The organism is Halomonas sp. KAO, assembly GCF_015595025.1.
Classification (GTDB): domain Bacteria; phylum Pseudomonadota; class Gammaproteobacteria; order Pseudomonadales; family Halomonadaceae; genus Halomonas.
In genome coordinates, this window is sequence record NZ_JADNRL010000024.1 from 149875 (window position 1) to 174067 (window position 24193).

Sequence of the window (24193 nt, forward strand, 5' to 3'; positions counted from 1 at the left end):
TGGTTACTCCCCGAGGCCGAATTTCTTGTCGAGCTTGTTCATGCGCCAGGCGTAGAAGAAGATCAGGCAAATGAAGGTCAGGATCGACCCTTGTTGGGCGAACCAGAAGCCAAGATCGGTCCCGCCGACCGGGATGCCGGCGAGCAGAGGCCGGAACAGGATGGCGCAGCCGTAGGAGACAAAGGCCCAGACGGCCAGGCAGCCCACGATCAGGCGTACGTTGGCCTTCCAGTACTCGGTAGTGTCGACTCTCTCTTCTGCCATGTCGTGTTCTCCACTTGTTGTTGAGATAGGGAACTTGTGCAGTCGTTGATGGTGAAATCACCAGGACAATCGCATGTCTCCGGGCGGGAAGACGCCATGGTGGCGTGCGATTGCCCTGCATGATGCAGATAAATAGTGGTCAATGAGTGCAAGAAATGAATCCCAGACTTTCGTATCATGAGAATAAAGCGATTCAGTGTTGATAGTAAAAAATATTTAAAATCAATGCTTTGTTATATATGGTTCTGTGGGATGCCAGGAACAAAGGCGGCTGGTTAACACCATGGTATATCTCGTTCATCTTGGACCTTTGTCTAGTGATAAGGCGTCGGATAGGACCATGGTCTAAGCGGCCCTGGATCGATACGTTCGTCTAGCTTATCGGCGAGGCATGGTCGTTGTTATGCTCCACAGGAGTACCGATGTGTCGTCGGCTTCGTCGCCTGCCGATCACGCCTGCGGAAATCAATAACAATGCCTTCGCCGAAGGCGTCCCCCTGAGACCGACGAGCCACATCGGTGCCGGGGCGCTCCTTCAGGCGGGGGGGGATCCGTGAGGTCCAGCCATGATCGATCTCGATCTTTCTCAGCCACCGTTCACGCTGCTCGACGAGCCCGGTCGCGAACGGGTGCGCCAGGGCGTCGATCTGGCCTACTTCGATCATGACGAGATCATCCTCGAGGCTGGTCAGCCCGGCGAGTATGTCTTTCTGATTCACAAGGGCGAGGTGGCGGAGATCGATGCCACCCAGCCGGCGGCCAGGGAGCGCATCGGGCATTACACCCAGGGGGACCTGTTCGGGGCGATCAGCATTCTCAACGGCAAGAGTCGCTATCGCTTTCGTGCCGAGCAGGAGAGCCTCTGCTACCTGATGCCCAGGGCACTTTTCCTGGAGCTGTGCGACGCCTATCTCCCCTTTGCCGAGTTCTTCCGCCAGAGCCTGGCCCACAAGGCCCGCCTGCTGACCGAGCAGCGCGCCGAGGGCGGAGTGACCATGGCCGGTTTCATGCTGGCGATGGTGAAGGAGTGCATGCGTGAGCCCCTGGTGGTGCCGGCTGCCACCACCATCGCCGAGGCGGTGGTCACCATCAACGAGCGGCGTGCCGACTCGCTGCTGGTGAAGCGCAGTGGTTGTCACGGCATGATCACCAAGACCGACCTGCTCAATGCCCTGGTGGTAGACGAACGTGGCCGAGACACTCCGCTCGAGGAGCTGGGGCATGCCGAGCTGATCACCGTGACACCGGAAAAGTACCTCTTCGAGGCGCTGGTGATCATGACCCGTCACAAGGTGGAGCGGGTCGTGGTGATGGACCAGCACCAACCGGTGGGGGTGGTGGAGCTGACCGATGTGCTCAGTTACTTCTCCAGTCGCAGCTACGTGGTCAGCCTGCAGGTCGAACAGGCCGACAGCCTCGAAGCCCTCGCCGCCGCCAGCCGCCGCACTCCCGAGCTGGTCAGTGCGCTGATGGCCCAGGGGGTCAAGCTGCGCTTCTCCATGGGCCTGCTGGCGGCCCTCAACGGCCGGATCATCAACAAGGCCTGGGGGTTTCTGATCGACGAGCGTTACCATGCCGATAGCTGCCTGATGGTGATGGGCAGCGAAGGGCGTGGTGAGCAGATCCTCAAGACCGATCAGGACAACGGCCTGATCCTGGCCGATGATCTCGAGTGGCCCGACTGCGCCGAGCGGATGCAGTGCCTGACCGAGACCCTGGTGGAGCTGGGTTATCCACTCTGCCCGGGCAATATCATGGTCTCCAACCCGGAGTGGGTGGGCACGGTCACCCAGTGGAAGCGGCGCATGGCGCGCTGGGTCGAGGCCCGGGATGGCGACAGCCTGATGAAGCTGGCGATCATGCTCGACTCCCACGCGGTGGCGGGCAACCCGGCGCTGCTCGACCGGGTGCGTGACGACCTCTTTGCCCAGTGCAGCGGAAACGATCTGCTGCTCTCCTACTTCGCCCGCACCATCCTGCGTTTCTCCACACCGCTGACCCTGTTTGGCTCACTCAAGCGACCTCAGCACGGCATCGATATCAAGAAGGGGGGGATCTTTCCCATCGTGCATGGCGTGCGGGTGATGGCACTGGAGCGGGGCATACGGCCTACCTCGACTCTGGAGCGTCTGGAGGCCCTGGCTGCCGATGGCCGGCTGGAGCCACGCTTCGCCGAGGACCTGGCCGAGGCGCTGGCGCTGTTCACCGAGCTGCGCCTCAAGCAGCAGCTGGAGAGGCGTGAGGACGAGGAGGGGGGCGAGCAGCACAGCCCAGATCGTGTGGTGGTACAGGAGCTCTCGTCGCTGGAGCGCGACCTGCTGCGCGAGGCGCTGCATATCGTCAAGGACTTCAAGCAGCGCCTTTCCCACCGCTTTCATCTGGAATACTCATGAATCGACGGAACGACAACGACACAAGGAGCCCGTCATGCTCAAGATGCTGAGACGCGTCGCGGATCAGCGGCGCCATGCCAACGGCGAGTACGCCTGGCTGTTTCGCCCCTATACCGGTGACGAGATGGTGGTGATCGACACCGAGACCACCGGCCTGGATACCCGCAGCGCCGAGCTGGTGTCGATCGCCGCGGTGCGGGTGCGTGGTGATCATATCCTCACCAGTGACTCTTTGGATCTGCGCCTTCGCCGCCCCGACTCGCTGACCGGTGATTCCATCCGCATCCATGGCCTGCGTGGCATGGACCTCGACAATGGCGAGAGCATCGACAGCGCCCTGGCGCGGCTGCTCGACTTCGTCGGCAATCGCCCTCTCGTGGGCTGGCATCTGGGCTTTGACCTGGCGATTCTCAACCGTGAGCTGCGTCCGCGTTTCGGCTTCGAGCTACCCAACGCCACCGTGGATGTGGCCCAGCTGTGGCGGCGCCGACTGCGGCGTCGGCACCCGGAAATCGATAACCTGCCACGCTTCGAGAGTGCCGCCGAGCGCCTGGGGGTGCCGGTCATGGGGCGCAATACCGCCCTGGGGGATGCGGTGACCACCGCGCTGATGTTCCTGCGCCTGGAGCGTACTGTCGCCGCCGGGAGTTAGCCGGCGCGAGTGGCGTCTGGCGTCGCCTGGCGCGGTCGCCGGTGGTAGGATGGGCGCCATTCCATTTTTGCCCGCACTGGCAGCGCCAAGACCTATGCAAGACGCCGTGACCTTCGACCCCCGCGAACGCGATAGCGCGCCCCTCACCCGCTCTCGGCCAGCCACGCCCCAGCCCGGTACTCAGGAGAAGCGTGAATTCAACAAGCTGCAGAAGCGGCTGCGGCGCCAGGTAGGCAATGCCATCATCGACTACGGCATGATTCATGAGGGAGACCGGGTGATGGTGTGCCTGTCCGGCGGCAAGGACAGCTACACCCTGCTCGAGATCCTGCGCAATCTGCAGCGCAACGCCCCGGTCGACTTCTCGCTGGTGGCGGTGAATCTCGACCAGAAGCAGCCCGGCTTTCCCGAGCATGTGCTGCCCGAGTACCTGCAGGGTATCGGGGTCGACTATCATATCCTCGAGCGCGACACCTACTCGGTGGTCAAGGAGAAGACCCCGGAAGGCAAGACCACCTGTGCGCTCTGCTCGCGACTGCGCCGCGGCTCCCTGTATGGATTCGCCGAGGAGATCGGTGCCAACAAGATCGCCCTGGGCCACCACCGCGAGGATATCCTCGAGACCCTGTTCCTCAACATGTTCTTCGGCGGCAGCCTCAAGTCGATGCCGCCGAAGCTGCTGTCCGACGATGGCCGAAACATGGTGATTCGACCGCTGGCCTATTGCCGGGAGGCGGACATTGCCGAGTTTGCTCGGCAGATGGCGTTTCCGATCATCCCCTGCAATCTGTGTGGCTCTCAGCCCAACCTGCAGCGTCAGGTGGTCAAGGAGATGCTGGCGGAGTGGGAGGCGAAGCACCCCGGGCGGCTGGAGAGCATGTTCAAGGCGGTGACCAACGTGGCGCCTTCACAGCTGGCCGATCGTGAGCTGTTTGACTTCGCCGGGCTGGAGGAGAAGCAGGCCAGGATGCAGGCCAGCCGGATCGATATCCAGCAAGAGCTCTAAGTTTGAAGAGCGGCGCTTCACGCCTGGAAGCTGGAAGAAAAACCTTGACCCCAGAATTATCGGGACCATGCCAGCTTCCAGCTTTAGTGCGCGCCCTCTTCCTCGGCCAGGTGGGTGAGCGCCGGCAGATCGAGGATATTCACCTCGCGCCCCGAGACGGCGACCAGGCCCTGGGTCTGGAAGCGGCCGAGGATACGGCTTACCGTCTCCACCGCCAGGCCCAGATAGTTGCCGATATCGGCCCGCGCCATGGAGAGGCGGAAGCTGTAGGGCGAATAGCCGCGGCGGCGGAAACGCTCGGAGAGGCTGGTGAAGAAGCTGGCCAGGCGCTGGTCGGCGGTCTTGCGCGAGAGCAGGCGCATCATGCGGCGGTCATCGCGCAGCTCCTTGCTCATGCTGCGGTAGAGTTGTCCGCGCAGCTCCGGCATCGACTCCGCGAGGTGGTCCAGGCGGTCGAAGGGAATCTCGCAGACGGTGGTGGTCTCCAGGGCCACCACGGTCCCCGGGTAGCATTGTTCGTCGATGCCGTCGAGGCCCACCAGCTCGCTGGGCAGGTAGAAGTTGGTCAGCTGGTCTTCGCCACTGCCCTCGGTGGTGACCTGCTTGAGGCTGCCGGAGCGAACCGCGAAGACGCTGGAGAAGGGAGTGTCCTGGCGAAATAGCGCCTCGCCCTTCTTGAGTGGTGCGCGACGCCGGATGATGGCGTCGAACTGGTCCATGTCGTCCACCTCGAGTGCCAGAGGCAGGCAGAGCGAGCTGAGACTGCATGTCTGACAGCGCGTCTCCTGTAGTACGGATCGCCGCCGACCGGTGAGAGTACCCGCCATGGCCCTTCCCTTCTTGATCGTGTTCATGGCCCCATTATGGAGCAAAGTGCAGGCGGGGCAAACTATGCGGGGCTCGGCGGTTAGGGGAGGGCGAGGGCCTCGAGGATGTAGGGCAGCCGCCAGTGTCCCTCGGCGGTCAGCGATACCCCCACAGTCGTCATCTTGATCACTCCCTCCGCGTGAAGCCTCTCGAGGTGTGGGCTCGGCGGCAGGCCTGCAGGGTCGATGCCACGGCCACACAGCAGGGTCTCGCGGTGGCGTCGTTCATCGGCCGTCAGCCGGGTGCCGCGTGCGGTTGGCAGGTGGCTGTTATCGAGTGCCGATTCGTATGCCGCCAGCGTATCGGCGTTGCGAACCCAGAGGTCGCCGATACGGCTGATGGCATTCACGCCGAGTCCCAACAGGTCACCCGCTTGCCCCCGGGTAAAGCCAAGCGGGCCATGGCCCAGGGCGCCGCTGGCCCGGGCCTGTGCCAGGAGGTCGTTGCGACGCGTGTATAGGCCCAGACCGATATGGACATAGCCGGCGGCGTCGAGCCGGGCGCGAGCCTCGGCCAGCAGTTGTTGGCGGGTCGCCGCGTCGGGTAGCCAGTCACGGTGGATGGCACGCTGGGCAGGGTGGTGCTCCGGGCGATGCCGATAGCGGTAGAGGCGGATGCGTGCCGGGACCATGCCGATGACCTGCTCGAGGGTGTCGACGAGGCCTTGGGGTGTCTGGAAGGGGAGCCCCAGCATCAGCGACATCGTCAACTCCCGAAAACCCAGGCGGTCGGCTTCGTCGACCAGCGACTCGGTCAGGGCCCTCGGCTGTACGCGGTTGATGGCCTGCTGGACGCGTGGATCCAGCTCCTGCACACCCAGGTTCAGGCGGTTGAAGCCCAGCGCCTGCAGATGACGCAGGGTCAGCATATCGGCCTCTCGTGGGTCGAGGTCGATGCTGAAGTCCCGCTCTCGGTCGCCGGAGAGGCCGAGGCGTGCGTCCAGGCGATCGAAGAGGTCGCTCATCTGCTCCAGCGTGAGAAAGGCCGGGGGGGCGCCGCCCCAGTGCAGTCGAGATACCGGCGGCAGGCCGTCGAGCCGGCGCCGGACCAGTACCATTTCGCGGTCGAGACGTGTCAGATAGGAATCGGCCTGGCGACTGCTGCGAACGGAAACGCACTGGCTGGCGCAGAAGCGGCAGGCATGACGGCAGAAGGGCAGGCGTACCTGAATCGCCAGGGGGGCCTCGGCCGGGCGCGCGGCGAGGGCCTCTTCCAGGGCCTGGACGCCGATGTCGTCGCGATAGTGGTGCGGGGCGGGGTAGGCGACCTCCGCGGCCGTTACCAGGTCGCCCGCGCCGGGCAGCGGCTCTCGAGCAGGACTCGAGGCTCCGGCGGGGATGGTGTACTTGGCGGGAACGGGCATGGGGCGACTCCGCTGATGGCTCTATCCCCATGCTAGGGGGTGGGGCCGAGAGCGGCGTTGAGCTGCGTCAACCCCGCGTGGAATAGTGCTCAGCCGGTATGGGGGGTTCCTCCCCCGGGAACCAGCAGCCATAGCTGCCAGAGCGCGAAGGCGATGATGGAGAGTGCGGCAAGGGTGCGGGTGGCCCGGTGGCGGATCAATCGGCTCAGCTGACGCGCGGCGAAGCCGGTGGCCAGCAGGGCCGGGAGTGTGCCTAGCCCGAAGGCGCCCATCAGCAAGGCGCCGCGCAGCGGGTCAGCCATGGCCAGGCTCCAGGTCAGCATGGAGTAGACCAGCCCACAGGGCAGCCAGCCCCATACCGCCCCCAGGGCCACGGCCTGGGGGAGCTTGACCACCGGCATCAGCCGGCGCCCCAGTGGCTCGAGATATCGCCACAGGCGCCTGCCCAGGGCCTCGATCCCGAGCAGCCCCTTCCACCAGTCGGCGATATAGAGCGCCATCAGGATCAGCATCAGGGCGGCGAGCCCCTGCAGGATGAAGCGCGCGGGGGCGGTCAGCGAGAGCAGGGTGCCGAGAGATGCCGCCAGGAGGCCGGCGATCATGTAGCTGGTGATGCGGCCCAGGTTGTAGCCCAGCAGCAGGCCCGAGAGGCGCGTCGGGGAACGCATGCTGGGTGGCACCGCGAAGGAGAGTGCGCTCATGATGCCGCCGCACATGCCGATGCAGTGGGCACCGCCGAGCAGGCCGAAGACGAAGGCGGCGGCGAAAGGCGGCAGGTCCAGCCCGGTCGGGTCCATCAGCGCGTCTCGTCCGATGGGTCGGAGGTCGACGATGGGGTGTCGTCATCCTTGTCGCCGCTCCTGCGCTCCTCCGGGGGACGGTCATTGTCGTCCTCATCGAAGAGAATGCGGTAGGCGGGTCCTTCCAGATCCTCGAACTGGTCGTGCTTCACCGCCCAGAAGAAGGCCCACAAGGCCAGGCCCAGGAGGATCAGGGTCAGTGGTATCAGCAGGTAGAGAATAGTCATACGGTGCGGGGTTCCGAAGGTGTAGCCACCTCCTGTGGCAGCGGGGTGTGGCGAGTCAGACGCAGAGCGTTGCCGACCACCACCAGCGAGCTTGCCGACATGCCGATGGCCGCAATCCAGGGCGTGACGAAGCCCATCATGGCCAGCGGCAGGGCGCCGATATTATAAACCAGCGCCCATCCGAGGTTCTGCTTGATGATGCGGCGCGTGGCGCGGCTGACGGCGACGGCCTCGACGATACGCATCAGGCGCGGGCCCAGCAACACGGCATCGGCGCGGGTGCGAGCCAGGTCCGTGGCGCCGTTCATGGCGATGGCCACATCGGCACCCGCCAGCACCGGTACATCGTTGATGCCGTCGCCGACCATGGCGACGCGCTCACCCGCGGCCTGCAGCTGGCGCAGGCGCGCAAGCTTGCCTTCCGGGCTGACGCCGCCGTGCCACTGCGCGATACCCAGCCGGTCGGCCATGCGGGCGGTGGCGTCGGCGGTATCGCCCGAGAGCAGCTCCACCTTCAATCCCAGCGACCTCAGTGCGGCGATGGTGTCGACGGCATCCTCTCGCAGGCGGTCGCTCAGGCTGAACCAGGCCCGGGGCCGCCCGGCTTCGCTCAGCAACAGCCACTGGCCCTCGCCCGGGGGCGTCAGGGGCTGGTCGGGGGCGGCGAACTCCGGCTTGCCGAGCCGCCACCGACGGTCGTGAAGGGTGCCCTCCAGTCCCAGTCCCGGGCGGTTGACGATCGCCTCGGCGCCCAGGCGGTGATCACGATAGGGGCCGAAGGCCCGCGCGATGGGGTGCTCGGACTGGGTTTCCAGGGCCGCGGCGATGCGGGTCAGCGCCTCCTCGTCATGCTGGCTGCCGTCGAGGCCTTCGCTTTCCCCGGCTAGCCGGACCTCCACAAGGGTCATTTCACCGGCGGTGAGGGTGCCGGTCTTGTCGAAAACCACCCGGTCGAGATTCGACAGCGTCTCCAGGGCGTCGGCGCGGGTGATCAGTACGCCGCGTCGACGCAGCTGGCCATGGGCCGCCGTCAGTGCGGTGGGGGTAGCCAGGGCCAGTGCGCAGGGACAGGTGATCACCAGCACCGAGAGCGTCACCCAGAAGGCGCGCTGAGGATCGACAAACCACCACACGGTGCCGACCACCACGGAGAGAATCAGCACCTGAAGCACGAAGTGGTGGGCGAGGCGGGCGGTGTGCTCCGCGATTTTGGGGCGATGGGCGAAGGCGCGGTCGGTCAGGTCGACGATGCTGGCGGCCCTGGCGTCCTTGCCCGCGCGGGTCACACGGATGGTCAGCGGGCTGGTGATGTTCTGGCTGCCACCGGTCACGCTGTCGCCGAGCGTGCGGCTGACCGGCAGGGTCTCGCCGGTCAGCATGGACTCATCGAGACTGGACTCGCCATCCTCGATGATGCCGTCGGCAGGCACCCCGTGGCCGGGCTTGACCAGTACGCGGTCGCCCTCTTGCAGGTCGCTGGCGGGCACGATGCGCGCCTGGCCGTCATCCTCCAGCCGCGTCGCCGAAAGCGGCAGCACCTGAGCCAGGGCATTGCCGATGCGGCCGCTGTGCCGGCGTGCGCGCATCTCCACATAGCGGCCAAACAGCAGGAAGAAGGTGAACATCACCACCGAGTCGAAGTAGATATCGCCGCCGAAGAGTACTCCCCAGGCGCTGGCGATATAGGCCGAGCCGATGGCCAGCGACACCGGAACATCCATGCCCAGCTGGCGACTGCGTATATCGCGCAGCGCGCCAGTGAAAAAGGGCTGCGCCGAAAACAGCACCACCGGTGTGGTCAGGGCGAAGGCCAGCCACAGGAAGAGGGCGTTGAAGTCGGCGCTGATCTCCCCCTCGCCGGCGAAGTAGTGGGGGATCGAGAACATCATCACCTGCATCATGCCGGCAGCGGCGACGATCAGGCGTCGGATGCTCATGCGCTCCTCGCGCTGAAGGCGAAGCTGGGCGGCATCCGGCTCATAGGGCTGGGAGGGGTAACCGATGGCCGCCAGTTCGGCCAGGATGCGAGACAGGAGAAGCCGTTCGGGGTCCCAGGTCACGCGCAGCCGGTGATGGCTGAGGTTGACCGCGGTGGCGGTGATGCCCGCCAGGGCGTTGAGGCGGTGCTCGATCAGCCAGGCGCAGGCGGCGCAGGTGATGCCATCCACCGCCAGGGTGACATGCACCTGGCCGCTGCCGTCCTGTTCGGGGTGGACGAACTGCTGCTGCAGCCCGGGGTCATCGAAGACCGTCCAGGTATCGGCATCGGCCCCGCCGCGCTCATCGGGTCGCTCCGGCAGCTCGGTGCGGAAGCGGTAGTAGCTGGCCAGCCCGCCGTCGACGATGGCGTGGGCCACCGCCTCGCAGCCGGGGCAGCAGAGCGGGTGGCGGGTGTCATCCAGGGTGATCGACCAGCTGGCGCCGGCGGGTACCGGGTTGCCGCAGTGATAGCAGGTGGTGTCCAGGGTCTCGGCGGTGTTGGTCATGTCGGGGCGCCGGGCTAGAGGCCCGGCTTCAGGGTGACGGGGGCATCGTTCGGGAAGCTGATCTCGCCGGTGAGTCGCCACTCGGCCTGCTCGCCTGCCTCGGGCTGCAGCTGCAGGTACCAGCGGTAGCGCAATGGCTCCTCCAGGGTGGTGAGATAGCGACCCTCATGTACATGCTCCAGGGTCAGCTCGCGGTCGAAGTCGCTGTCGGTGGGGAAGATCAGTGCCAGGGCAAGGCTCTCCGGGCGACTCTCTCCCACCAGGTCCACCACGACGTCACCGGTGCGGTTATCGAACAGCACCTGGGCCTCGAGCCCCAGCGCCCGGGCATGCTCCTGTTTGGCCAGCTGCTCGTTGATGGCCAGGCCGCGCTTGTAGTAGTCGCCGCCAACCGAGCCATCGTAGTAGCGAATCGAGACGGCCAGGTAGATGAGGCTGAAGGTGATCGATGACATCAGGAGCCCGATCAGAAACCAGGGCCAGAACTGCTTGTACCAGGGCTTGAGGTCTTCGCGCATGTTATCTCCGCAGTTCGCCGAGGAAGCGTGCCTCGCGCTCCAGGCTGATATCGGGGGACCGCTCGGCGGTCAGTCGCAGGGTAATGGCATGGCTGGGCCGTTCGATCACCTCTCCCGGCACGGTGATGTTGACCACCCGCTGGCGTGAGTCACTGGCCGGGACTCGGATGCTCTCGGTATCCAGTGTCAGCCCGGGCAGGCCCGATGCCTCCAGGCGATAGACGTGGGCCTCGCCATCCATGTTGCGTACCGTGATGGTGTAGCTGTTGCTGATGTTGCCCTGGGCGGTGGTCTGGAACAGCCGGTTGCGGTCGCGCTCCACGTCGAAGGAGAGCGGCGTGCGATCGCTGACGGTCCAGGCGAACAGCCCGATCATCGCCAGCAGGGCGGCGAGATAGCCTATCAGGCGTGGCCGCAGGATATGGGTGGGCTTGCCCTCAAGCGCGTTCTCGGTGGTGTAACGGATCAGACCACGGGGGTAGCCCATCTTGTCCATCACGCTGTCGCAGGCATCGATGCAGGCCGCACAGGAGATGCACTCCACCTGCAGGCCGTCGCGGATGTCGATGCCGGTGGGACAGACCTGCACGCACAGGTCGCAGTCGATGCAGTCGCCATGACCGGCCTCGCGGGCCTGCTCATGGGAGAGGCTCTTCTTGCGATGACCGCGGGGTTCGCCGCGGGCGGCGTCGTAGGAGACGATCAGGGTGTCGCGGTCGAACATCACCGACTGGAAGCGGGCGTAGGGGCACATGTAGATGCACACCTGTTCACGCAGCCAGCCGGCATTGAGGTAGGTAAAGACCAGGAAGAAGCCGACCCAGAAGTAGGACCAGCCGTGGGCCTCCAGGGTCGGCAGTTCGACCACCAGGTCACGGATGGGGGTGAAGTAGCCCACGAAGGTGACGCCGGTGGCCAGGGCAATGATCAGCCAGATGGCGTGCTTGGCCCCCTTGCGCCACAGCTTGTCGGCGTTCATGGGCTGCTTGTCGAGCTTGATGCGACGGTTGCGCGAACCCTCCAGGCGGTGCTCGACCCAGATGAACAGGAAGGTCCAGACGCTCTGGGGGCAGGTGTAGCCACACCAGACGCGGCCGGCAAACACGGTAATGAAGAACAGTCCGAAGGCGCAGATGATCAGCAGCCAGGAGAGCAGCATGAACTCCTGGGGGTAGAAGGTGGCCGAGAAGATATGGAACTCGCGACCGGGCAGATTGAACCAGATGGCGGGGCGGTCGCCCCAGGGCACCCAGGGCAGCAGGAAGAAGGCCAGCATCAGCAACCAGTTGGAGGTGCGGCGCAGGCGCTGGAAGACGCCCTTTATCTCACGCACATAGATATGGCGCCGACTGGCATACATCTCCTGGGTGACCGCTTCCGTGGGCGTATGGTGCTGCACGGATGGCGGTGTGACATCGCGAGTAGGAATCTTGTCGCTCATGGCTGGCTCACGGCAGGAGGGAGGACCCGGGTCGCTTCGGGGCGGGATGGTGCTATTGTATCGATGCGCCGCATAAACGAGAAAGGGTGCGACCTGAGGTCGCACCCTTTCAGCCTTGCCGGGATCGGCTGTCTCAGTCCTGGTCGCGCAGGCTGTAGACGTAGGCGGCCACCAGGTGGACACGCTCTTCGCCGATATAGGCGGCCTGGGCCGGCATATGGCCGTTGCGGCCGTTACGCAGGGTCTGGCGCACGGCGTCGGCCACACTCTGGCCGGGCTGCTGATAGAGCCAGATGTCGTTGGTCAGGTTGGGCGAGCCTAGTGCCTGGTTGCCGGTGCCGTCGGGCATGTGGCAGGCGGCACATACCGAGGCGAAGGTCGCCGCACCGCTCTCGGCGCGCTCGGCATCATGCTCGTTGCCGGAGAGCGCGAGGACATGCTGGGTAACGTTCTCGATGTTCTCCTCGCCCAGCTGCTGCCAGGAGGGCATCAGGCCGTTGCGGCCGTTGTTGAGGGTCGCCAGGATATTCTCCGGCTCGCCGCCATACAGCCAGTCGTCGTCGGTCAGGTTGGGGAAGCCGTAGCCGCCCTGAGCGCCCGAACCGTGACACACCGCACAGTTGTTGAGGAAGATGCGTTCGGCGACCTGCATGGCCTCCGCGTCCTGGGCCAGCTCGGGAATCGGCACCTCCTCGTACTGGGCGAAGATCGGAGTGAAGCGCTCCTCGGCTCGCGCCACTTCCTGCTCCCATTGACCCTCCTGGCTCCAGCCCAGCAGGCCGGCAAAGTTGCCCAGGCCCGGGTAGAGCACCAGGTAGCCCAGCGCGAAGATCACGGTGCCGACGTAGAGCTGGAACCACCAGCGCGGCAGCGGGTTGTCGTACTCCTCGATGCCGTCGGCAGCATGGCCGGTGGTATCGACATTGCCCTCGGCATCGGGGGTCTTGTCGGTCTTGCGGTTGGCATAGAGAAGCCAGAAGGCAAGACCGATGGAGCCCAGCGTGATGACGATGATCCAGGCGCTCCAGAACCCGGAAAGGGAGTCACCCCAGAGATTATTCATGTGTTCCTGTCTCCCTTGCTCTTGCAAGAATCGCTCTTGCGGGAATCGACCCCGTTCGGCGAGGCGCTCGTGTCATGGTTCGGTGTCTCGTCATCGTCGCTGAAGGGCAGATTGGCCGCTTCATCGAAGTCCGGCTTGCGCCGCTTCGAGTAGGCCCACACCGTGATGCCGATGAAGGTCACGATCAGGATGCCGGTAACGATGCCGCTTACGGTGCCGCTGTCCATGATCAGTTATCCTTGAGAACGGTGCCTAGCTGCTGCAGATAGGCGATCAGAGCGGTGATCTCCTGCTCGCCACGTACCTCGCTGGTGGCGTTTTCGATCTGCTCGTCGGTATAGGGCACGCCGAGGGCACGCAGGGCGCGCATCTTCTTGGGCGTGGCCTCGCCGTCGACGGTGTTCTCGAACAGCCATGGGTAGGCGGGCATCACCGACTCGGGCACCACGTCACGCGGGTTGTACATGTGCGCGCGGTGCCAGTCGTCGCTGTAGCGGCCGCCTACGCGGGCGAGGTCGGGCCCGGTACGCTTGGAGCCCCACAGGAAGTTGTGGTCGTAGACCGTTTCACCGGCCACGGTGTAGGGGCCATAGCGCTCGGTTTCCGCGCGGAAGGGGCGCACCATCTGCGAGTGGCAGCCGACGCAACCCTCGCGGCGATAGATGTCGCGTCCTTCGAGCTCCAGGGCCGACAGTGGCTTGAGCCCCTCTACCGGCTGCGTGGTCTGCTTCTGGAAGAACAGTGGCACCACCTCGGCCAGGCCGCCGAAGCTGATTACCACCAGAATCAGCACGGCGAGCAGGCCGACGTTCTTTTCGACGATCTCGTGTCTCATTGGAAGTCTCGTTCCCTGTAGGCTCAGGCGGTCTGCGGAAGCGGCTGATGGGCCTCTTCGCCGCGCTTGATGGTCCGGCTGACGTTATAGGCCATGATCAGCATGCCGGTGACCCAGCACAGGCCGCCGATCAGGCGCACGATGTAACCGGGGCCACTGGCCTCGACGGCCTCGACGAAGGTGTACATCAGGGTGCCGTCCGGGTTGATCGCACGCCACATCAGGCCCTGCAGGATGCCGTTGACCCACATGGAGGCGATGTAGAGCACGGTGCCGATGGTCGCCAGCCAGAAGTGCACGGCGATCAGGTTGACCGAGTACATCTCGGTGCGGCCGAACAGGCGCGGAATCAGGTGATACATGGAGCCGATGGTGATCATCGCCACCCAGCCCAGGGCGCCGGCATGGACGTGACCGATGGTCCAGTCGGTATAGTGGGAGAGGGCGTTGACGGTCTTCACCGCCATCATCGGACCCTCGAAGGTGGACATGCCGTAGAACGAGAGGGCGACCACCAGGAAGCGCAGGGTGGGGTCGGTACGCAGCTTATGCCAGGCGCCGGAGAGCGTCATCATGCCGTTGATCATGCCGCCCCAGGAGGGTGCGAGCAGGATGATCGACAGCACCATGCCCAGCGACTGGGTCCAGTTGGGCAGGGCGGTATAGTGAAGATGGTGCGGGCCGGCCCACATGTAGACCATGATCAGCGCCCAGAAGTGGACGATGGAGAGGCGATAGGAGTAGACCGGACGCTCGGCCTGCTTGGGCACGAAGTAGTACATCATGCCCAGGAAGCCGGCGGTCAGGAAGAAGCCTACCGCGTTGTGGCCGTACCACCACTGCACCATGGCGTCGATGGCGCCGGCGTAGATGGAGGTGGAGTACCAGGCGGTGACAGGGATCGCCGCGTTGTTGACGATATGAAGCACGGCGATGGTGAGGATAAACGCAGCATAGAACCAGTTGGCCACATAGATGTGCGACACCTTGCGGCGCTTGATGGTCATCAGGAAGACGATCGCGTAGGCGATCCAGACCACTGCCAGCAGGATGTTGATCGGCCACTCCAGCTCGGCGTACTCCTTGGTGGTGGTGTAGCCCAGCGGCAGGGTCACCACGGCGAGCAGGATCACCGCCTGGTAGCCCCAGAAGGTGAAGGCGGCGAGCCGGTCGGAGAACAGCCTCACCTGACAGGTCCGCTGTACCACGTAGTAGGAGGTGGCAATCAGTGCCGAGCCGCCGAAGGCGAAGATCACGGCGTTGGTGTGCAGCGGGCGCAGGCGTCCGAAGCTGGTCCAGGGTAGATCGAGGTTCAGTTGCGGCCAGACCAGCTGGGCGGCGAGGGTGACACCGAGTGTCATGCCCACGATGCCCCAGACCACGGTCATGATCGCGAACTGCCGAACTACCTTGTAGTTGTAGGTCGGGTGTTCAAATGCTGTGCTCATGTCGGGTTCCCATCGAACGCGGTAGGAGATAAAGCTGCGTCAGTGTGTCACGGACGCGGCCTCCCTGAGGATGATGCAGGTCAATTCGCGGGGGATTCTACCCCAGCCGGGCAATATCCTGAACACGCCCAAGTGTGTATTTGGAGAACTTGTAGAGGAGATCTCGTGTCAGACTTCATCCACCAGCAGGCCGGGGCGATGGCTTCGTCCGAGTGTCGCGAGCGTCTGCTGAGAGGCGAGTGCGGCCTGTGGCAGCTGCCGGAGGGGCCGCTGGAGGTGCGGGGTGAGGCGCGCATCGGTCGTCTGCTGATGGCCCATGGGGCCGGTGCGGGCCAGGATTCCACGTTCCTACAACGGCTGCGCGACGGTCTCTCCGTGGCCGGTGTCCAGACCCTGGCCATCGAGTTCGGCTACCTTCAGCGAATGCGTCGCGAAGGGCGTCGTCGTCCGCCACCGGGGGTGAACACCCTGGTGGAGGAGATGGCGGCCTGGTGCGACCTTCTGTCACACCCCGAGCTGCCACCGCTGTGGTTGGGTGGCAAGTCCATGGGGGGGCGGGTAGCCAGCCTGCTCGCCGCCCGCGATGGCGCCCCGGGGCTGGTACTCTGCGGTTACCCCTTCCACCCGCCCGGCAGACCCGAGCGGCTGCGCCTCGATCACTGGCCGCAACTCGCCTGCCCTACCCTGGTGGTGCAGGGCAGTCGTGACCCCTTCGGCACCCGTGAAGAGGTGGCAGGCTATGTACTGCCCGAGGCGGCACGCCTGCACTGGCTGGAGGATGGCGACCACGACTGGAAGCCACGGCGCGCCAGCGGCACGACCCAGGTGAGGTTGATCGAGGCGGGCGCCGTCGCCATCGCCGGCTTTATGGGTGAGCATGGTGGAGTCGACGCCGTTCGATAAAAGGCGTTGACATTCGGGCCGGCCCCTGTAGAATGCAGCGCCACGTACCGGGGGTGGTTAGCTCAGTTGGGAGAGCACCAGCCTTACAAGCTGGGGGTCACTGGTTCGAACCCAGTACCACCCACCACTGCCTAGGCAGTCCCGATTACGTAGGCAACACGCAGCGGACCGGTAGTTCAGTTGGTTAGAATGCCGGCCTGTCACGCCGGAGGTCGCGGGTTCGAGTCCCGTCCGGTCCGCCAACGTGTTTCCAGTCAGTCAGCCCTGTTGCGGACCGGTAGTTCAGTTGGTTAGAATGCCGGCCTGTCACGCCGGAGGTCGCGGGTTCGAGTCCCGTCCGGTCCGCCATCAAGGCTCGACAGTCTCAAGCAAGTGCAGTATCCAGTGCGATTTACGTGGGTGATTAGCTCAGTTGGTTAGAGCACCAGCCTCACATGCTGGGGGTCACTGGTTCGAATCCGGTATCACCCACCACGCGGACCGGTAGTTCAGTTGGTTAGAATGCCGGCCTGTCACGCCGGAGGTCGCGGGTTCGAGTCCCGTCCGGTCCGCCATTATCGCCACGAATTCAGAAGCCCCGAGCCCAGTGCTCGGGGCTTCGTCGTTTCAGCCCACTATAGCTTCACTTCAGAACTTCACTTCGGCAACTTCGCTTCAGCCGCCATCTGCAGTTCCCCTGTCCGCGCCTTCCTCTCGAGCCTCAACTGTCATACAGTTGTTTGAATTCGCCCGCTGCGCTCGGGCCCCGCTTGTCGCGGGTGCTCCCGATGCAGTGTCACGCCAACAACAAGGCGTTATGCCAACAATAAGGTGTATGTCAACAACAGAGGAGTGCCGCCGTGGCCGCTTATCCCCACCTCTTTCGGTCCCTGCGGCTGGGTCACCTGACCCTGCCGAACCGGGTACTGATGGGTTCCATGCACACCAATCTGGAAGAGAGGCCGAACGGCTTCGAGCGCCTGGCGACCTTCTATGCCGAGCGCGCCCGAGAGGGTGTCGGACTGATCGTGACCGGAGGCATCGCCCCGAATCCCGAGGGCGCCGTCTTTCAGGGGGCGGCGACCCTCGAGCATGAGGCGCAGCTGGGCGATCACCGTCGGGTGATCGATGCGGTGCACGGCGAGGGAGGGCGGATCTGCATGCAGATCCTGCATGCCGGGCGCTATGCCTATACGCCGGAGCTGGTGGCGCCTTCGGCGATCCAGGCGCCCATCAACCCCTTTGCCCCCCGGGCGCTGGGTAGCGATGAGGTGGAGCGCCAGATCGACGACTATGTCCGCTGTGCCACCCTCGCCAGGCAGGCGGGTTACGATGGCGTGGAGGTGATGGGCTCGGAGGGCTACCTGATCAATCAGTTTATCTGCCGGCGAACCAATCATCGCGACGATGAGTGGGGGGGCGCCTTCGAGAACCGAATTCGCTTCCCGCTGGAGATCATGCGGCGCATTCGCGCGGCGGTGGGGGCGGATTTCGCGGTCATCTTCCGGCTCTCCATGATCGACCTGGTCGAGGAGGGCAGCACCCATGACGAGGTGGTGGCCCTGGCCAGGGCGCTCGAGGCCGCCGGCGCCGACGCCCTCAATACCGGCATCGGCTGGCATGAGGCAAGGGTGCCGACCATCGTCACCAGCGTGCCCCGGGCGGCGTTCACCGAGGTGACCCGGCGGCTGAGGGGGGCGGTCTCCCTGCCCTTGATCACCACCAACCGCATCAATATGCCGGAGGTCGCCGAACGGGTGCTGGCCGAAGACCATGCCGACATGGTCAGCATGGCGCGACCCTTTCTCGCCGATCCGGCCTGGGTCAGCAAGGCGGCGGCGGGGCGCAGCGACGAGATCAACACCTGCATTGCCTGCAACCAGGCCTGCCTGGATCATACCTTCGAGGGCAAGCCGACCTCCTGCCTGGTCAATCCGCGGGCCGGCCATGAGACCGAGCTGGTCATCGAGCCGGCGACCACGCCGCGGCGCATCGGCGTGGTCGGCGGCGGGCCGGCGGGTCTGGCCGCGGCGCTGACCGCGGCCCAGCGAGGCCACCGGGTGACGCTCTTCGAGCGAAGCCCCGAGCTGGGCGGTCAGTTTCACTATGCCCGCCAGATTCCCGGCAAGGAGGAGTTCGACGAGACCCTGCGCTACTTTCGAGTGATGCTGGACAAGCACGGCGTGCAGCTGCGGCTCAACTGCGAGGCGGATGTGGCAGCGCTGCGCGACTTCGATGCGGTGGTGGTGGCCAGTGGTGTGCGCCCGCGCCGCCTCGAGCTGCCGGGCAGCGAGCACCCCAGGGTGATGAGTTATCCCGAGGCGATCCTGCACCCCGAGCGGGTCGGGCCGCGAGTCGCGATCATTGGCGCGGGGGGGATCGGCTTCGACGTGGCGGAGCTGTTGACCCATGTTGGACAGCCCTCCCTGGATCGTGACGCCTGGTGCAGGGAGTGGGGCGTGGATCTCTCCGTCTCGTCGCCGGGCGGACTCAGGGCCCCGGAGCGTCCCGAGGTGCCGCGCCAGGTCTTCCTGCTCCAGCGCAAGCGCTCCAAGCCGGGCAAGGGGCTCGGCAAGACCACCGGCTGGGTGCATCGGGCATCGCTGCGACAGCGAGGCATGGAGAGCCTGGCTGGCTGCGAGTATCTGCACATCGATGATGCCGGACTGCATATCCGGCATGAGGACCAGTCGCGCCTGCTGGCGGTCGATACGGTGGTGGTCTGCGCCGGCCAGGAGCCGGTGCGTGATCTCTATGCGCCGCTGCGCGATGCCGGGGTGGTGGTGCATCTGGTCGGTGGCGCCTTCGAGCCCGGCGAGCTCGATGCCAAGCGCGCCATCGACCAGGGCACGCGGGTGGCCGCCGAACTCTGAGAGCCGCCTGGCTGCCCCTTCTCGGGCCTGTCGTCACCGGGGCGACAGGCCCGCTGCGTTGAATGACATGACGCCACGCCATCGAACCCTCCGCACCCCCTAGCGTTCATAAGAGTAAGCGGAACGTTGACTCACTATCCGTTGTGTCGAAACCCGCCTGTCTACGCTGTGAGTGACCCAGTTCTCGAGCGCCAAAGAGTCGGCGCCGAGCCATCGGGCTTAAGGAGGCATCGATGAGCATCTTTGACCATGTGCAGAATCGTTTCGCCCGCGTCCAGCAGGAAGAGATGAACCTGCAGGAGTATCTGGAGCTATGCCGCGATGATCCGCTGGCCTATGCCTCGTCCGCCGAGCGCATGCTCCAGGCGATCGGCGAGCCGGAGGTCATCGACACGGCGAAGGATCCGCGGTTGTCACGCATCTTCTCCAACAAGGTGATTCGCCGCTATCCGGCCTTCGCCGAGTTCTACGGCATGGAGGAGGCCATCGAGCAGATCGTCGCCTACTTTCGTCATGCCGCCCAGGGGCTGGAGGAGCGCAAGCAGATCCTCTATCTGCTGGGCCCGGTGGGCGGGGGCAAGTCATCGCTGGCCGAGCGGCTCAAGCTGCTGATGGAGAAGGTGCCCTTCTATGCCATCAAGGGTTCGCCGGTCTACGAGTCGCCACTGGGGCTGTTCTCGCCGGAGGAGGATGGCGAGCTGCTGGAGAAGGAGTATGGCGTTCCCCGTCGCTATCTGAAGAGCGTGATGTCGCCCTGGGCGGCCAAGCGGCTCAGGGAGTATGGCGGTGATATCAGCCAGTTCAGGGTGGTGCGGCTCTACCCGTCGCGGCTCAACCAGATCGCCATCTCCAAGACCGAGCCCGGTGACGAGAACAACCAGGACATCTCCTCGCTGGTGGGCAAGGTGGATATCCGCCAGCTCGAGCTTTACTCCCAGGATGACCCGGATGCCTACAGCTTCTCCGGGGGGCTGTGTCGAGCCAACCAGGGGCTGATGGAGTTCGTCGAGATGTTCAAGGCGCCGATCAAGGTGCTGCATCCGCTACTGACCGCCACCCAGGAGAGCAACTACAACCCGACCGAAGGCATGGGGGCGATCCCCTTCGAGGGGGTGGTGCTGGCCCACTCCAACGAGAGCGAGTGGCAGACCTTCCGCAACAACCGCAACAACGAGGCCTTCCTGGATCGGGTCTATATCGTCAAGGTCCCTTACTGCCTGCGGGTCTCCGAGGAGATCAGCATCTACAGGAAACTGCTGGAGCACTCGTCACTGGCCGAGGCGCCCTGTGCGCCGGACACCCTGCGCATGCTGGCGCAGTTCTCGGTGCTGTCACGGCTCAAGGAGCCGGAGAACTCCAGCATCTACTCCAAGATGCGGGTCTACGATGGCGAGAACCTCAAGGACACCGACCCCAAGGCCAAGTCGATCCAGGAGTATCGCGACAGCGCCGGCGTCGACGAGGGGATGGATGGACTCTCGACCCGTTTCGCCTTCAAGATCCTCTCCAAGGTGTTCAACTTCGATACCCTGGAGGTGGCGGCCAACCCGGTGCACCTGCTCTACGTGCTGGAGCAGCGCCTGGAGCAGGAGCAGCTGCCGAGCGAGACCTTCCAGCGCTACCTGCGCTTCATCAAGGAGTTCCTGGCGCCTCGCTACGTGGACTTCATCGGCAAGGAGATCCAGACCGCCTACCTCGAGTCCTACTCCGAGTATGGTCAGAACATCTTCGACCGCTATGTGACCTATGCCGACTTCTGGATCCAGGATCAGGAGTACCGCGACCCCGAGACCGGTGAGTTCCTCGATCGCCAGGCCCTCAACGAGGAGCTGGAGAAGATCGAGAAGCCGGCGGGGATCTCCAATCCCAAGGACTTCCGTCACGAGGTGGTCAACTTCGTGCTGCGGGCGCGTGCCCAGAACAATGGCATGAACCCCAGCTGGCAGTCCTACGAGAAGCTGCGCGGGGTGATCGAGCACAAGATGTTCGCCAATACCGAAGAGCTGCTGCCGGTGATCTCCTTCAACGCCAAGGCCTCCAGCGCCGACCAGAAGAAGCATGAGGACTTCGTGGCGCGCATGGTGGAGCGTGGCTATACCGAAAAGCAGGTGCGCCTGCTGTCAGAGTGGTATCTGCGGGTGCGCAAGTCCCAGTAGCCCGACGCCGCGTCGTGGGGCGGGCCCCCGCGGCGCGCAGGAGAGTTGCCATGAGCTACTTCATCGACCGGCGGGCGAATGCCAAGCACAAGAGTGCGGTCAATCGGCAGCGCTTCCTCGACCGTTATCGCACGCATATCAAGCGCTCGGTGGAGGAGGCGGTCAATCGGCGTTCGATCACCGACATGGAGCGCGGCGAGAAGGTCTCGATTCCCGCGCGTGATATCTCGGAGCCGGTATTCCAGCACGGCTCCGGTGGCAAGCGGCGCATCATCGCCCCCGGCAACAAGGAGTTTGTGGAGGGGGATCGCCTGCAACGCCCGGGAGGCGGCGGTGGCGGTGATGGAGCCGGTGAGGGCGGTGCCTCGAACCAGGGCGAGGGCGTGGACGAGTTCGCCTTTACCCTCTCCCGGGATGAGTTCCTCGACTTCGTCTTCGACGGCCTGGAGCTGCCCCACCTGGAGCGCAAGGCGCTGGTGGACCTCGACGAGGTGCGCCCGGTGCGCGCGGGAGTCTCCAGGGAGGGGGTGCCCGCACGGATCAATATCGTGCGCTCCATGCGCGAGGCCCACGCCCGGCGCATCGCCATGCGCGCACCGATTCGTCGTGCCCTGCGTGAAGCCCGTGAGGCGCTGGAGATCGAGGAACGAAAGGATCCGGTAATGCGCAATCCGGTGCGCATCGCCGAGCTGAAGGCTGAGGTGGAGCGCCTCGAGAAACGCCTCGAGGCGGTACCCTTCATCGACACCTATGACCTTCGCTACAACCACCTGGTCAACCAGCCCCAGCCCTCCAGCAAGGCCGTCATGTTCTGCGTCATGGATGTCTCCGGCTCCATGACCCAGTCCCACAAGGATATTGCCAAGCGCTTCTTCCTGTTGCTCTATCTGTTTCTCGAGCGCAACTACGAGAAGGTCGAGCTGGTCTTCGTGCGCCACCACACCGCCGCCAGGGAGGTCGACGAGGAGGAGTTCTTCTACTCGCGGGAGACCGGCGGCACCATCGTTTCCAGTGCATTGACGCTGGTGGACGAGGTCATCGCCGAGCGTTACCCGCCGGGGCAGTGGAATCTCTACGTGGCCCAGGCCTCGGATGGGGATAACTGGGACGATGACTCGGTGGCCTGCCGTGACCTGCTGGTCAAGAAGCTGATGCCGCGCCTGCAGTACTTCACCTATGTGGAGATCACCCCCCACGCGCACCAGGCGCTGTGGGAGGAGTACGAGAGCGTGGCGGCCGAATTCCCGGCGCGTTTCGCCATGCGCCAGATCGTCGAGGCCGGAGATATTTACCCGGTGTTCCGCGAGCTGTTCAAGCGCCGCGTCGCCGGCGGCTGAGGAGGCAAGATGACCCGACGCAAGCCCATCGCCACGGGGTCCGACTGGAACTTCGAGATACTCGCCGAATTCGAGCGGGAGATCGCACGGCTGGCGGACGAGTATCGTCTCGACACCTATCCCAACCAGATCGAGGTCATCACCTCCGAGCAGATGATGGATGCCTACGCCAGCGTGGGCATGCCGGTGGGCTATCACCACTGGTCCTTCGGCAAGCAGTTTCTGGCCGTGGAGCAGGCCTACCGCCGTGGTCAGATGGGCCTTGCCTACGAGCTGGTGATCAATTCCGACCCCTGCATCGCCTATCTGATGGAGGAGAACACCCTGATGATGCAGGTGCTGGTGATGGCCCACGCCTGCTATGGCCACAACTCCTTCTTCAAGGGCAACTACCTGTTTCGTACCTGGACCGACGCCGCCTCGATCATCGACTACCTGGTGTTCGCCCGCAAGTATGTCGCCGAGTGCGAGGAGCGCCACGGCGTGGCGGCGGTGGAGCAGCTGCTGGATGCCTGCCACGCCCTGCAGAACTACGGGGTCGATCGCTACAAGCGGCCCTCGCCGATCTCCGCCGAGGAGGAGGTGCGTCGTCAGAAGGAGCGCGAGGAGCTTCTGCAGGCCCAGGTCAACACCCTGTGGCGCACCATCCCCGGGCGCGCCGAGGAGGATCGCCTGCCGGGGATGATGGATGACCAGGAGGACCCGCTCGGCCTGCATGCCGGCGGTCGCTACCCATCCGAGCCTCAGGAGAATCTGCTCTACTTCATCGAGAAGAACGCGCCGCTGCTGGCGCCGTGGCAGCGGGAGGTGGTGCGTATCGTGCGCAAGCTGGCGCAGTACTTCTATCCCCAGCGCCAGACCCAGGTGATGAACGAGGGCTGGGCCACCTTCTGGCACTACACCCTGATGAACCGACTCTTTGACGAAGGCGCGGTGGATGAGGGGCTGATGCTCGAGTTTCTGCAGTCGCATACGGCGGTGGTTCAGCAGCCCCCCTTCGATGCCCCCTGGTACAACGGCATCAATCCCTATGCCCTGGGCTTTGCCATGTTCAGCGACCTTCGGCGCCTCTGCGAGGCACCCACCGAGGAGGACCGTCGCTGGTTCCCCGATATCGCCGGCAGCGACTGGCGGGAAACCCTGGAGTTCGCCATGCAGAACTTCAAGGACGAATCCTTTATCCAGCAGTTCCTGTCGCCCAAGGTGATTCGCGACCTCAAGCTGTTCATGGTGATCGACGACGATCAGGAGGAGATGCTGGAGGTGGCGGCGATCCACGACGAGCGTGGCTATCAGCGCATCCGCGACGCGCTGGCGGCCCACTATGCACTGGCGGTACGCGAGCCCAATATCCAGGTCTACTCCGCGGATATTCGTGGCGACCGCTCGCTGACCCTGCATCATGTCCAGGATGATCGCCGGCCGCTGGCGCGCAGCGTCTATCCGGTGATCCGTCATCTGCATCAGCTGTGGGGCTTCCCGGTGCGCCTCGAGTCGGTTCAGGACGAGCGAGTGGTGCGGCGTTATCAATGGCCACTGGCGGATGAGGAGGGCGGCAACGGGGAGGGCTGATGGCCGGTCA

20 protein-coding genes and 5 tRNA genes are annotated in these 24193 nt (G+C 64.7%); 13 read left to right on the forward strand and 12 right to left on the reverse strand.

Annotated features, from left to right (window positions below):
• Window positions 1-3: 3 nt before the first annotated feature.
• Window positions 4-264 (reverse strand): DUF4212 domain-containing protein, encoded by a 261-nt coding sequence (locus IOC61_RS11665; RefSeq protein ID WP_132044334.1) that lies wholly within the window; start codon window positions 262-264, stop codon window positions 4-6.
• Window positions 265-830: 566 nt separating this feature from the next.
• Here IOC61_RS11665 and IOC61_RS11670 point away from each other — a divergent pair.
• The 3 genes from IOC61_RS11670 to ttcA all read left to right on the forward strand — a co-directional run bounded on the left by IOC61_RS11670 (window position 831) and on the right by ttcA (window position 4315).
• Window positions 831-2657 (forward strand): putative nucleotidyltransferase substrate binding domain-containing protein, encoded by a 1827-nt coding sequence (locus IOC61_RS11670; RefSeq protein ID WP_195688979.1) that lies wholly within the window; start codon window positions 831-833, stop codon window positions 2655-2657.
• A 34-nt stretch (window positions 2658-2691) separates the two neighbouring features.
• A complete protein-coding gene (locus IOC61_RS11675; protein ID WP_195688980.1) occupies window positions 2692-3309 on the forward strand; it encodes a 3'-5' exonuclease in 618 nt (205 codons plus the stop codon).
• A 94-nt stretch (window positions 3310-3403) separates the two neighbouring features.
• Window positions 3404-4315 carry a tRNA 2-thiocytidine(32) synthetase TtcA gene (gene ttcA, locus IOC61_RS11680; protein ID WP_195688981.1) on the forward strand — a complete coding sequence of 304 codons (912 nt, stop codon included), beginning with the start codon at window positions 3404-3406 and terminating at the stop codon, window positions 4313-4315.
• A gap of 83 nt (window positions 4316-4398) precedes the next feature.
• Here the strand turns inward: ttcA and fnr are convergent, their stop codons facing one another.
• The 11 genes from fnr to ccoN all read right to left on the reverse strand — a co-directional run bounded on the left by fnr (window position 4399) and on the right by ccoN (window position 15363).
• The gene (fnr, locus tag IOC61_RS11685) at window positions 4399-5142 is read right to left on the reverse strand and encodes a fumarate/nitrate reduction transcriptional regulator Fnr (protein ID WP_195688982.1); all 744 of its coding nucleotides are present in this window, start codon (window positions 5140-5142) and stop codon (window positions 4399-4401) included.
• An 80-nt stretch (window positions 5143-5222) separates the two neighbouring features.
• On the reverse strand, window positions 5223-6545 hold the full coding sequence (locus IOC61_RS11690) for a radical SAM protein (protein ID WP_195688983.1): 1323 nt from the start codon (window positions 6543-6545) through the stop codon (window positions 5223-5225).
• An 89-nt stretch (window positions 6546-6634) separates the two neighbouring features.
• Window positions 6635-7342, reverse strand: coding sequence for a sulfite exporter TauE/SafE family protein (locus IOC61_RS11695; protein WP_195688984.1), 708 nt, complete (start codon window positions 7340-7342; stop codon window positions 6635-6637).
• Window positions 7342-7572, reverse strand: coding sequence for a cbb3-type cytochrome oxidase assembly protein CcoS (gene ccoS / locus IOC61_RS11700; protein ID WP_195688985.1), 231 nt, complete (start codon window positions 7570-7572; stop codon window positions 7342-7344). Before ccoS ends, IOC61_RS11695 begins: the two co-directional genes overlap by 1 nt.
• Window positions 7569-10058 carry a heavy metal translocating P-type ATPase gene (locus tag IOC61_RS11705; protein ID WP_195688986.1) on the reverse strand — a complete coding sequence of 830 codons (2490 nt, stop codon included), beginning with the start codon at window positions 10056-10058 and terminating at the stop codon, window positions 7569-7571. The genes ccoS and IOC61_RS11705 overlap by 4 nt, the downstream gene beginning before the upstream one ends.
• 14 nt (window positions 10059-10072) lie before the next feature.
• Entirely contained in the window at window positions 10073-10576 is a 504-nt protein-coding gene (locus IOC61_RS11710; RefSeq protein WP_195688987.1) for a FixH family protein, read from the reverse strand.
• Between the two features lies 1 nt (window position 10577).
• Window positions 10578-12017 carry a cytochrome c oxidase accessory protein CcoG gene (gene ccoG / locus IOC61_RS11715; RefSeq protein WP_229333100.1) on the reverse strand — a complete coding sequence of 480 codons (1440 nt, stop codon included), beginning with the start codon at window positions 12015-12017 and terminating at the stop codon, window positions 10578-10580.
• A gap of 133 nt (window positions 12018-12150) precedes the next feature.
• Window positions 12151-13080 carry a cytochrome-c oxidase, cbb3-type subunit III gene (gene ccoP, locus IOC61_RS11720; RefSeq protein WP_195688988.1) on the reverse strand — a complete coding sequence of 310 codons (930 nt, stop codon included), beginning with the start codon at window positions 13078-13080 and terminating at the stop codon, window positions 12151-12153.
• Entirely contained in the window at window positions 13077-13307 is a 231-nt protein-coding gene (locus IOC61_RS11725) for a cbb3-type cytochrome oxidase subunit 3 (protein WP_195688989.1), read from the reverse strand. The genes ccoP and IOC61_RS11725 overlap by 4 nt, the downstream gene beginning before the upstream one ends.
• A 2-nt stretch (window positions 13308-13309) precedes the next feature.
• Complete coding sequence (gene ccoO, locus IOC61_RS11730) at window positions 13310-13915, reverse strand: cytochrome-c oxidase, cbb3-type subunit II (protein ID WP_132044312.1); 606 nt, start codon at window positions 13913-13915, stop codon at window positions 13310-13312.
• Window positions 13916-13938: 23 nt separating this feature from the next.
• Window positions 13939-15363: a cytochrome-c oxidase, cbb3-type subunit I gene (gene ccoN, locus IOC61_RS11735; RefSeq protein WP_195688990.1), complete on the reverse strand. Its 1425-nt coding sequence runs from the start codon at window positions 15361-15363 to the stop codon at window positions 13939-13941.
• A 165-nt stretch (window positions 15364-15528) separates the two neighbouring features.
• Between ccoN and IOC61_RS11740 the strand changes: the two genes are divergently transcribed.
• The 10 genes from IOC61_RS11740 (at window position 15529) to IOC61_RS11785 (ending at window position 24183) form a co-directional block, all read left to right on the forward strand.
• The gene (locus IOC61_RS11740; protein WP_324254717.1) at window positions 15529-16266 is read left to right on the forward strand and encodes an alpha/beta family hydrolase; all 738 of its coding nucleotides are present in this window, start codon (window positions 15529-15531) and stop codon (window positions 16264-16266) included.
• Between the two features lie 51 nt (window positions 16267-16317).
• Window positions 16318-16393, forward strand: a tRNA-Val gene (locus IOC61_RS11745).
• Between the two features lie 38 nt (window positions 16394-16431).
• Window positions 16432-16508: transfer RNA gene (locus tag IOC61_RS11750), tRNA-Asp, on the forward strand.
• A 29-nt stretch (window positions 16509-16537) separates the two neighbouring features.
• Window positions 16538-16614, forward strand: a tRNA-Asp gene (locus IOC61_RS11755).
• Window positions 16615-16663: 49 nt separating this feature from the next.
• Window positions 16664-16740: transfer RNA gene (locus tag IOC61_RS11760), tRNA-Val, on the forward strand.
• Window positions 16741-16743: 3 nt separating this feature from the next.
• Window positions 16744-16820: transfer RNA gene (locus IOC61_RS11765), tRNA-Asp, on the forward strand.
• Between the two features lie 285 nt (window positions 16821-17105).
• Window positions 17106-19118 (forward strand): FAD-dependent oxidoreductase, encoded by a 2013-nt coding sequence (locus tag IOC61_RS11770; protein WP_195688991.1) that lies wholly within the window; start codon window positions 17106-17108, stop codon window positions 19116-19118.
• Between the two features lie 233 nt (window positions 19119-19351).
• Window positions 19352-21274 (forward strand): PrkA family serine protein kinase, encoded by a 1923-nt coding sequence (locus IOC61_RS11775; protein WP_195688992.1) that lies wholly within the window; start codon window positions 19352-19354, stop codon window positions 21272-21274.
• 50 nt (window positions 21275-21324) lie between these two features.
• Window positions 21325-22611 carry a YeaH/YhbH family protein gene (locus tag IOC61_RS11780; protein ID WP_195688993.1) on the forward strand — a complete coding sequence of 429 codons (1287 nt, stop codon included), beginning with the start codon at window positions 21325-21327 and terminating at the stop codon, window positions 22609-22611.
• A gap of 9 nt (window positions 22612-22620) precedes the next feature.
• Entirely contained in the window at window positions 22621-24183 is a 1563-nt protein-coding gene (locus IOC61_RS11785; RefSeq protein ID WP_195688994.1) for a SpoVR family protein, read from the forward strand.
• Window positions 24184-24193: the final 10 nt, after the last annotated feature.

Excerpts from the sequence above, each read along its gene's own strand:
- IOC61_RS11665 (WP_132044334.1), bottom strand. The coding sequence starts at position 264 with ATGGCAGAAGAGAGAGTCGACACTACCGAGTACTGGAAGGCCAACGTA.
- IOC61_RS11670 (WP_195688979.1), top strand. The coding sequence starts at position 831 with ATGATCGATCTCGATCTTTCTCAGCCACCGTTCACGCTGCTCGACGAG.
- IOC61_RS11675 (WP_195688980.1), top strand. The coding sequence starts at position 2,692 with ATGCTCAAGATGCTGAGACGCGTCGCGGATCAGCGGCGCCATGCCAAC.
- ttcA (WP_195688981.1), top strand. The coding sequence starts at position 3,404 with ATGCAAGACGCCGTGACCTTCGACCCCCGCGAACGCGATAGCGCGCCC.
- fnr (WP_195688982.1), bottom strand. The coding sequence starts at position 5,142 with ATGGCGGGTACTCTCACCGGTCGGCGGCGATCCGTACTACAGGAGACG.
- IOC61_RS11690 (WP_195688983.1), bottom strand. The coding sequence starts at position 6,545 with ATGCCCGTTCCCGCCAAGTACACCATCCCCGCCGGAGCCTCGAGTCCT.
- IOC61_RS11695 (WP_195688984.1), bottom strand. The coding sequence starts at position 7,342 with ATGGACCCGACCGGGCTGGACCTGCCGCCTTTCGCCGCCGCCTTCGTC.
- ccoS (WP_195688985.1), bottom strand. The coding sequence starts at position 7,572 with ATGACTATTCTCTACCTGCTGATACCACTGACCCTGATCCTCCTGGGC.
- IOC61_RS11705 (WP_195688986.1), bottom strand. The coding sequence starts at position 10,058 with ATGACCAACACCGCCGAGACCCTGGACACCACCTGCTATCACTGCGGC.
- IOC61_RS11710 (WP_195688987.1), bottom strand. The coding sequence starts at position 10,576 with ATGCGCGAAGACCTCAAGCCCTGGTACAAGCAGTTCTGGCCCTGGTTT.
- ccoG (WP_229333100.1), bottom strand. The coding sequence starts at position 12,017 with ATGAGCGACAAGATTCCTACTCGCGATGTCACACCGCCATCCGTGCAG.
- ccoP (WP_195688988.1), bottom strand. The coding sequence starts at position 13,080 with ATGAATAATCTCTGGGGTGACTCCCTTTCCGGGTTCTGGAGCGCCTGG.
- IOC61_RS11725 (WP_195688989.1), bottom strand. The coding sequence starts at position 13,307 with ATGGACAGCGGCACCGTAAGCGGCATCGTTACCGGCATCCTGATCGTG.
- ccoO (WP_132044312.1), bottom strand. The coding sequence starts at position 13,915 with ATGAGACACGAGATCGTCGAAAAGAACGTCGGCCTGCTCGCCGTGCTG.
- ccoN (WP_195688990.1), bottom strand. The coding sequence starts at position 15,363 with ATGAGCACAGCATTTGAACACCCGACCTACAACTACAAGGTAGTTCGG.
- IOC61_RS11775 (WP_195688992.1), top strand. The coding sequence starts at position 19,352 with ATGAGCATCTTTGACCATGTGCAGAATCGTTTCGCCCGCGTCCAGCAG.
- IOC61_RS11780 (WP_195688993.1), top strand. The coding sequence starts at position 21,325 with ATGAGCTACTTCATCGACCGGCGGGCGAATGCCAAGCACAAGAGTGCG.
- IOC61_RS11785 (WP_195688994.1), top strand. The coding sequence starts at position 22,621 with ATGACCCGACGCAAGCCCATCGCCACGGGGTCCGACTGGAACTTCGAG.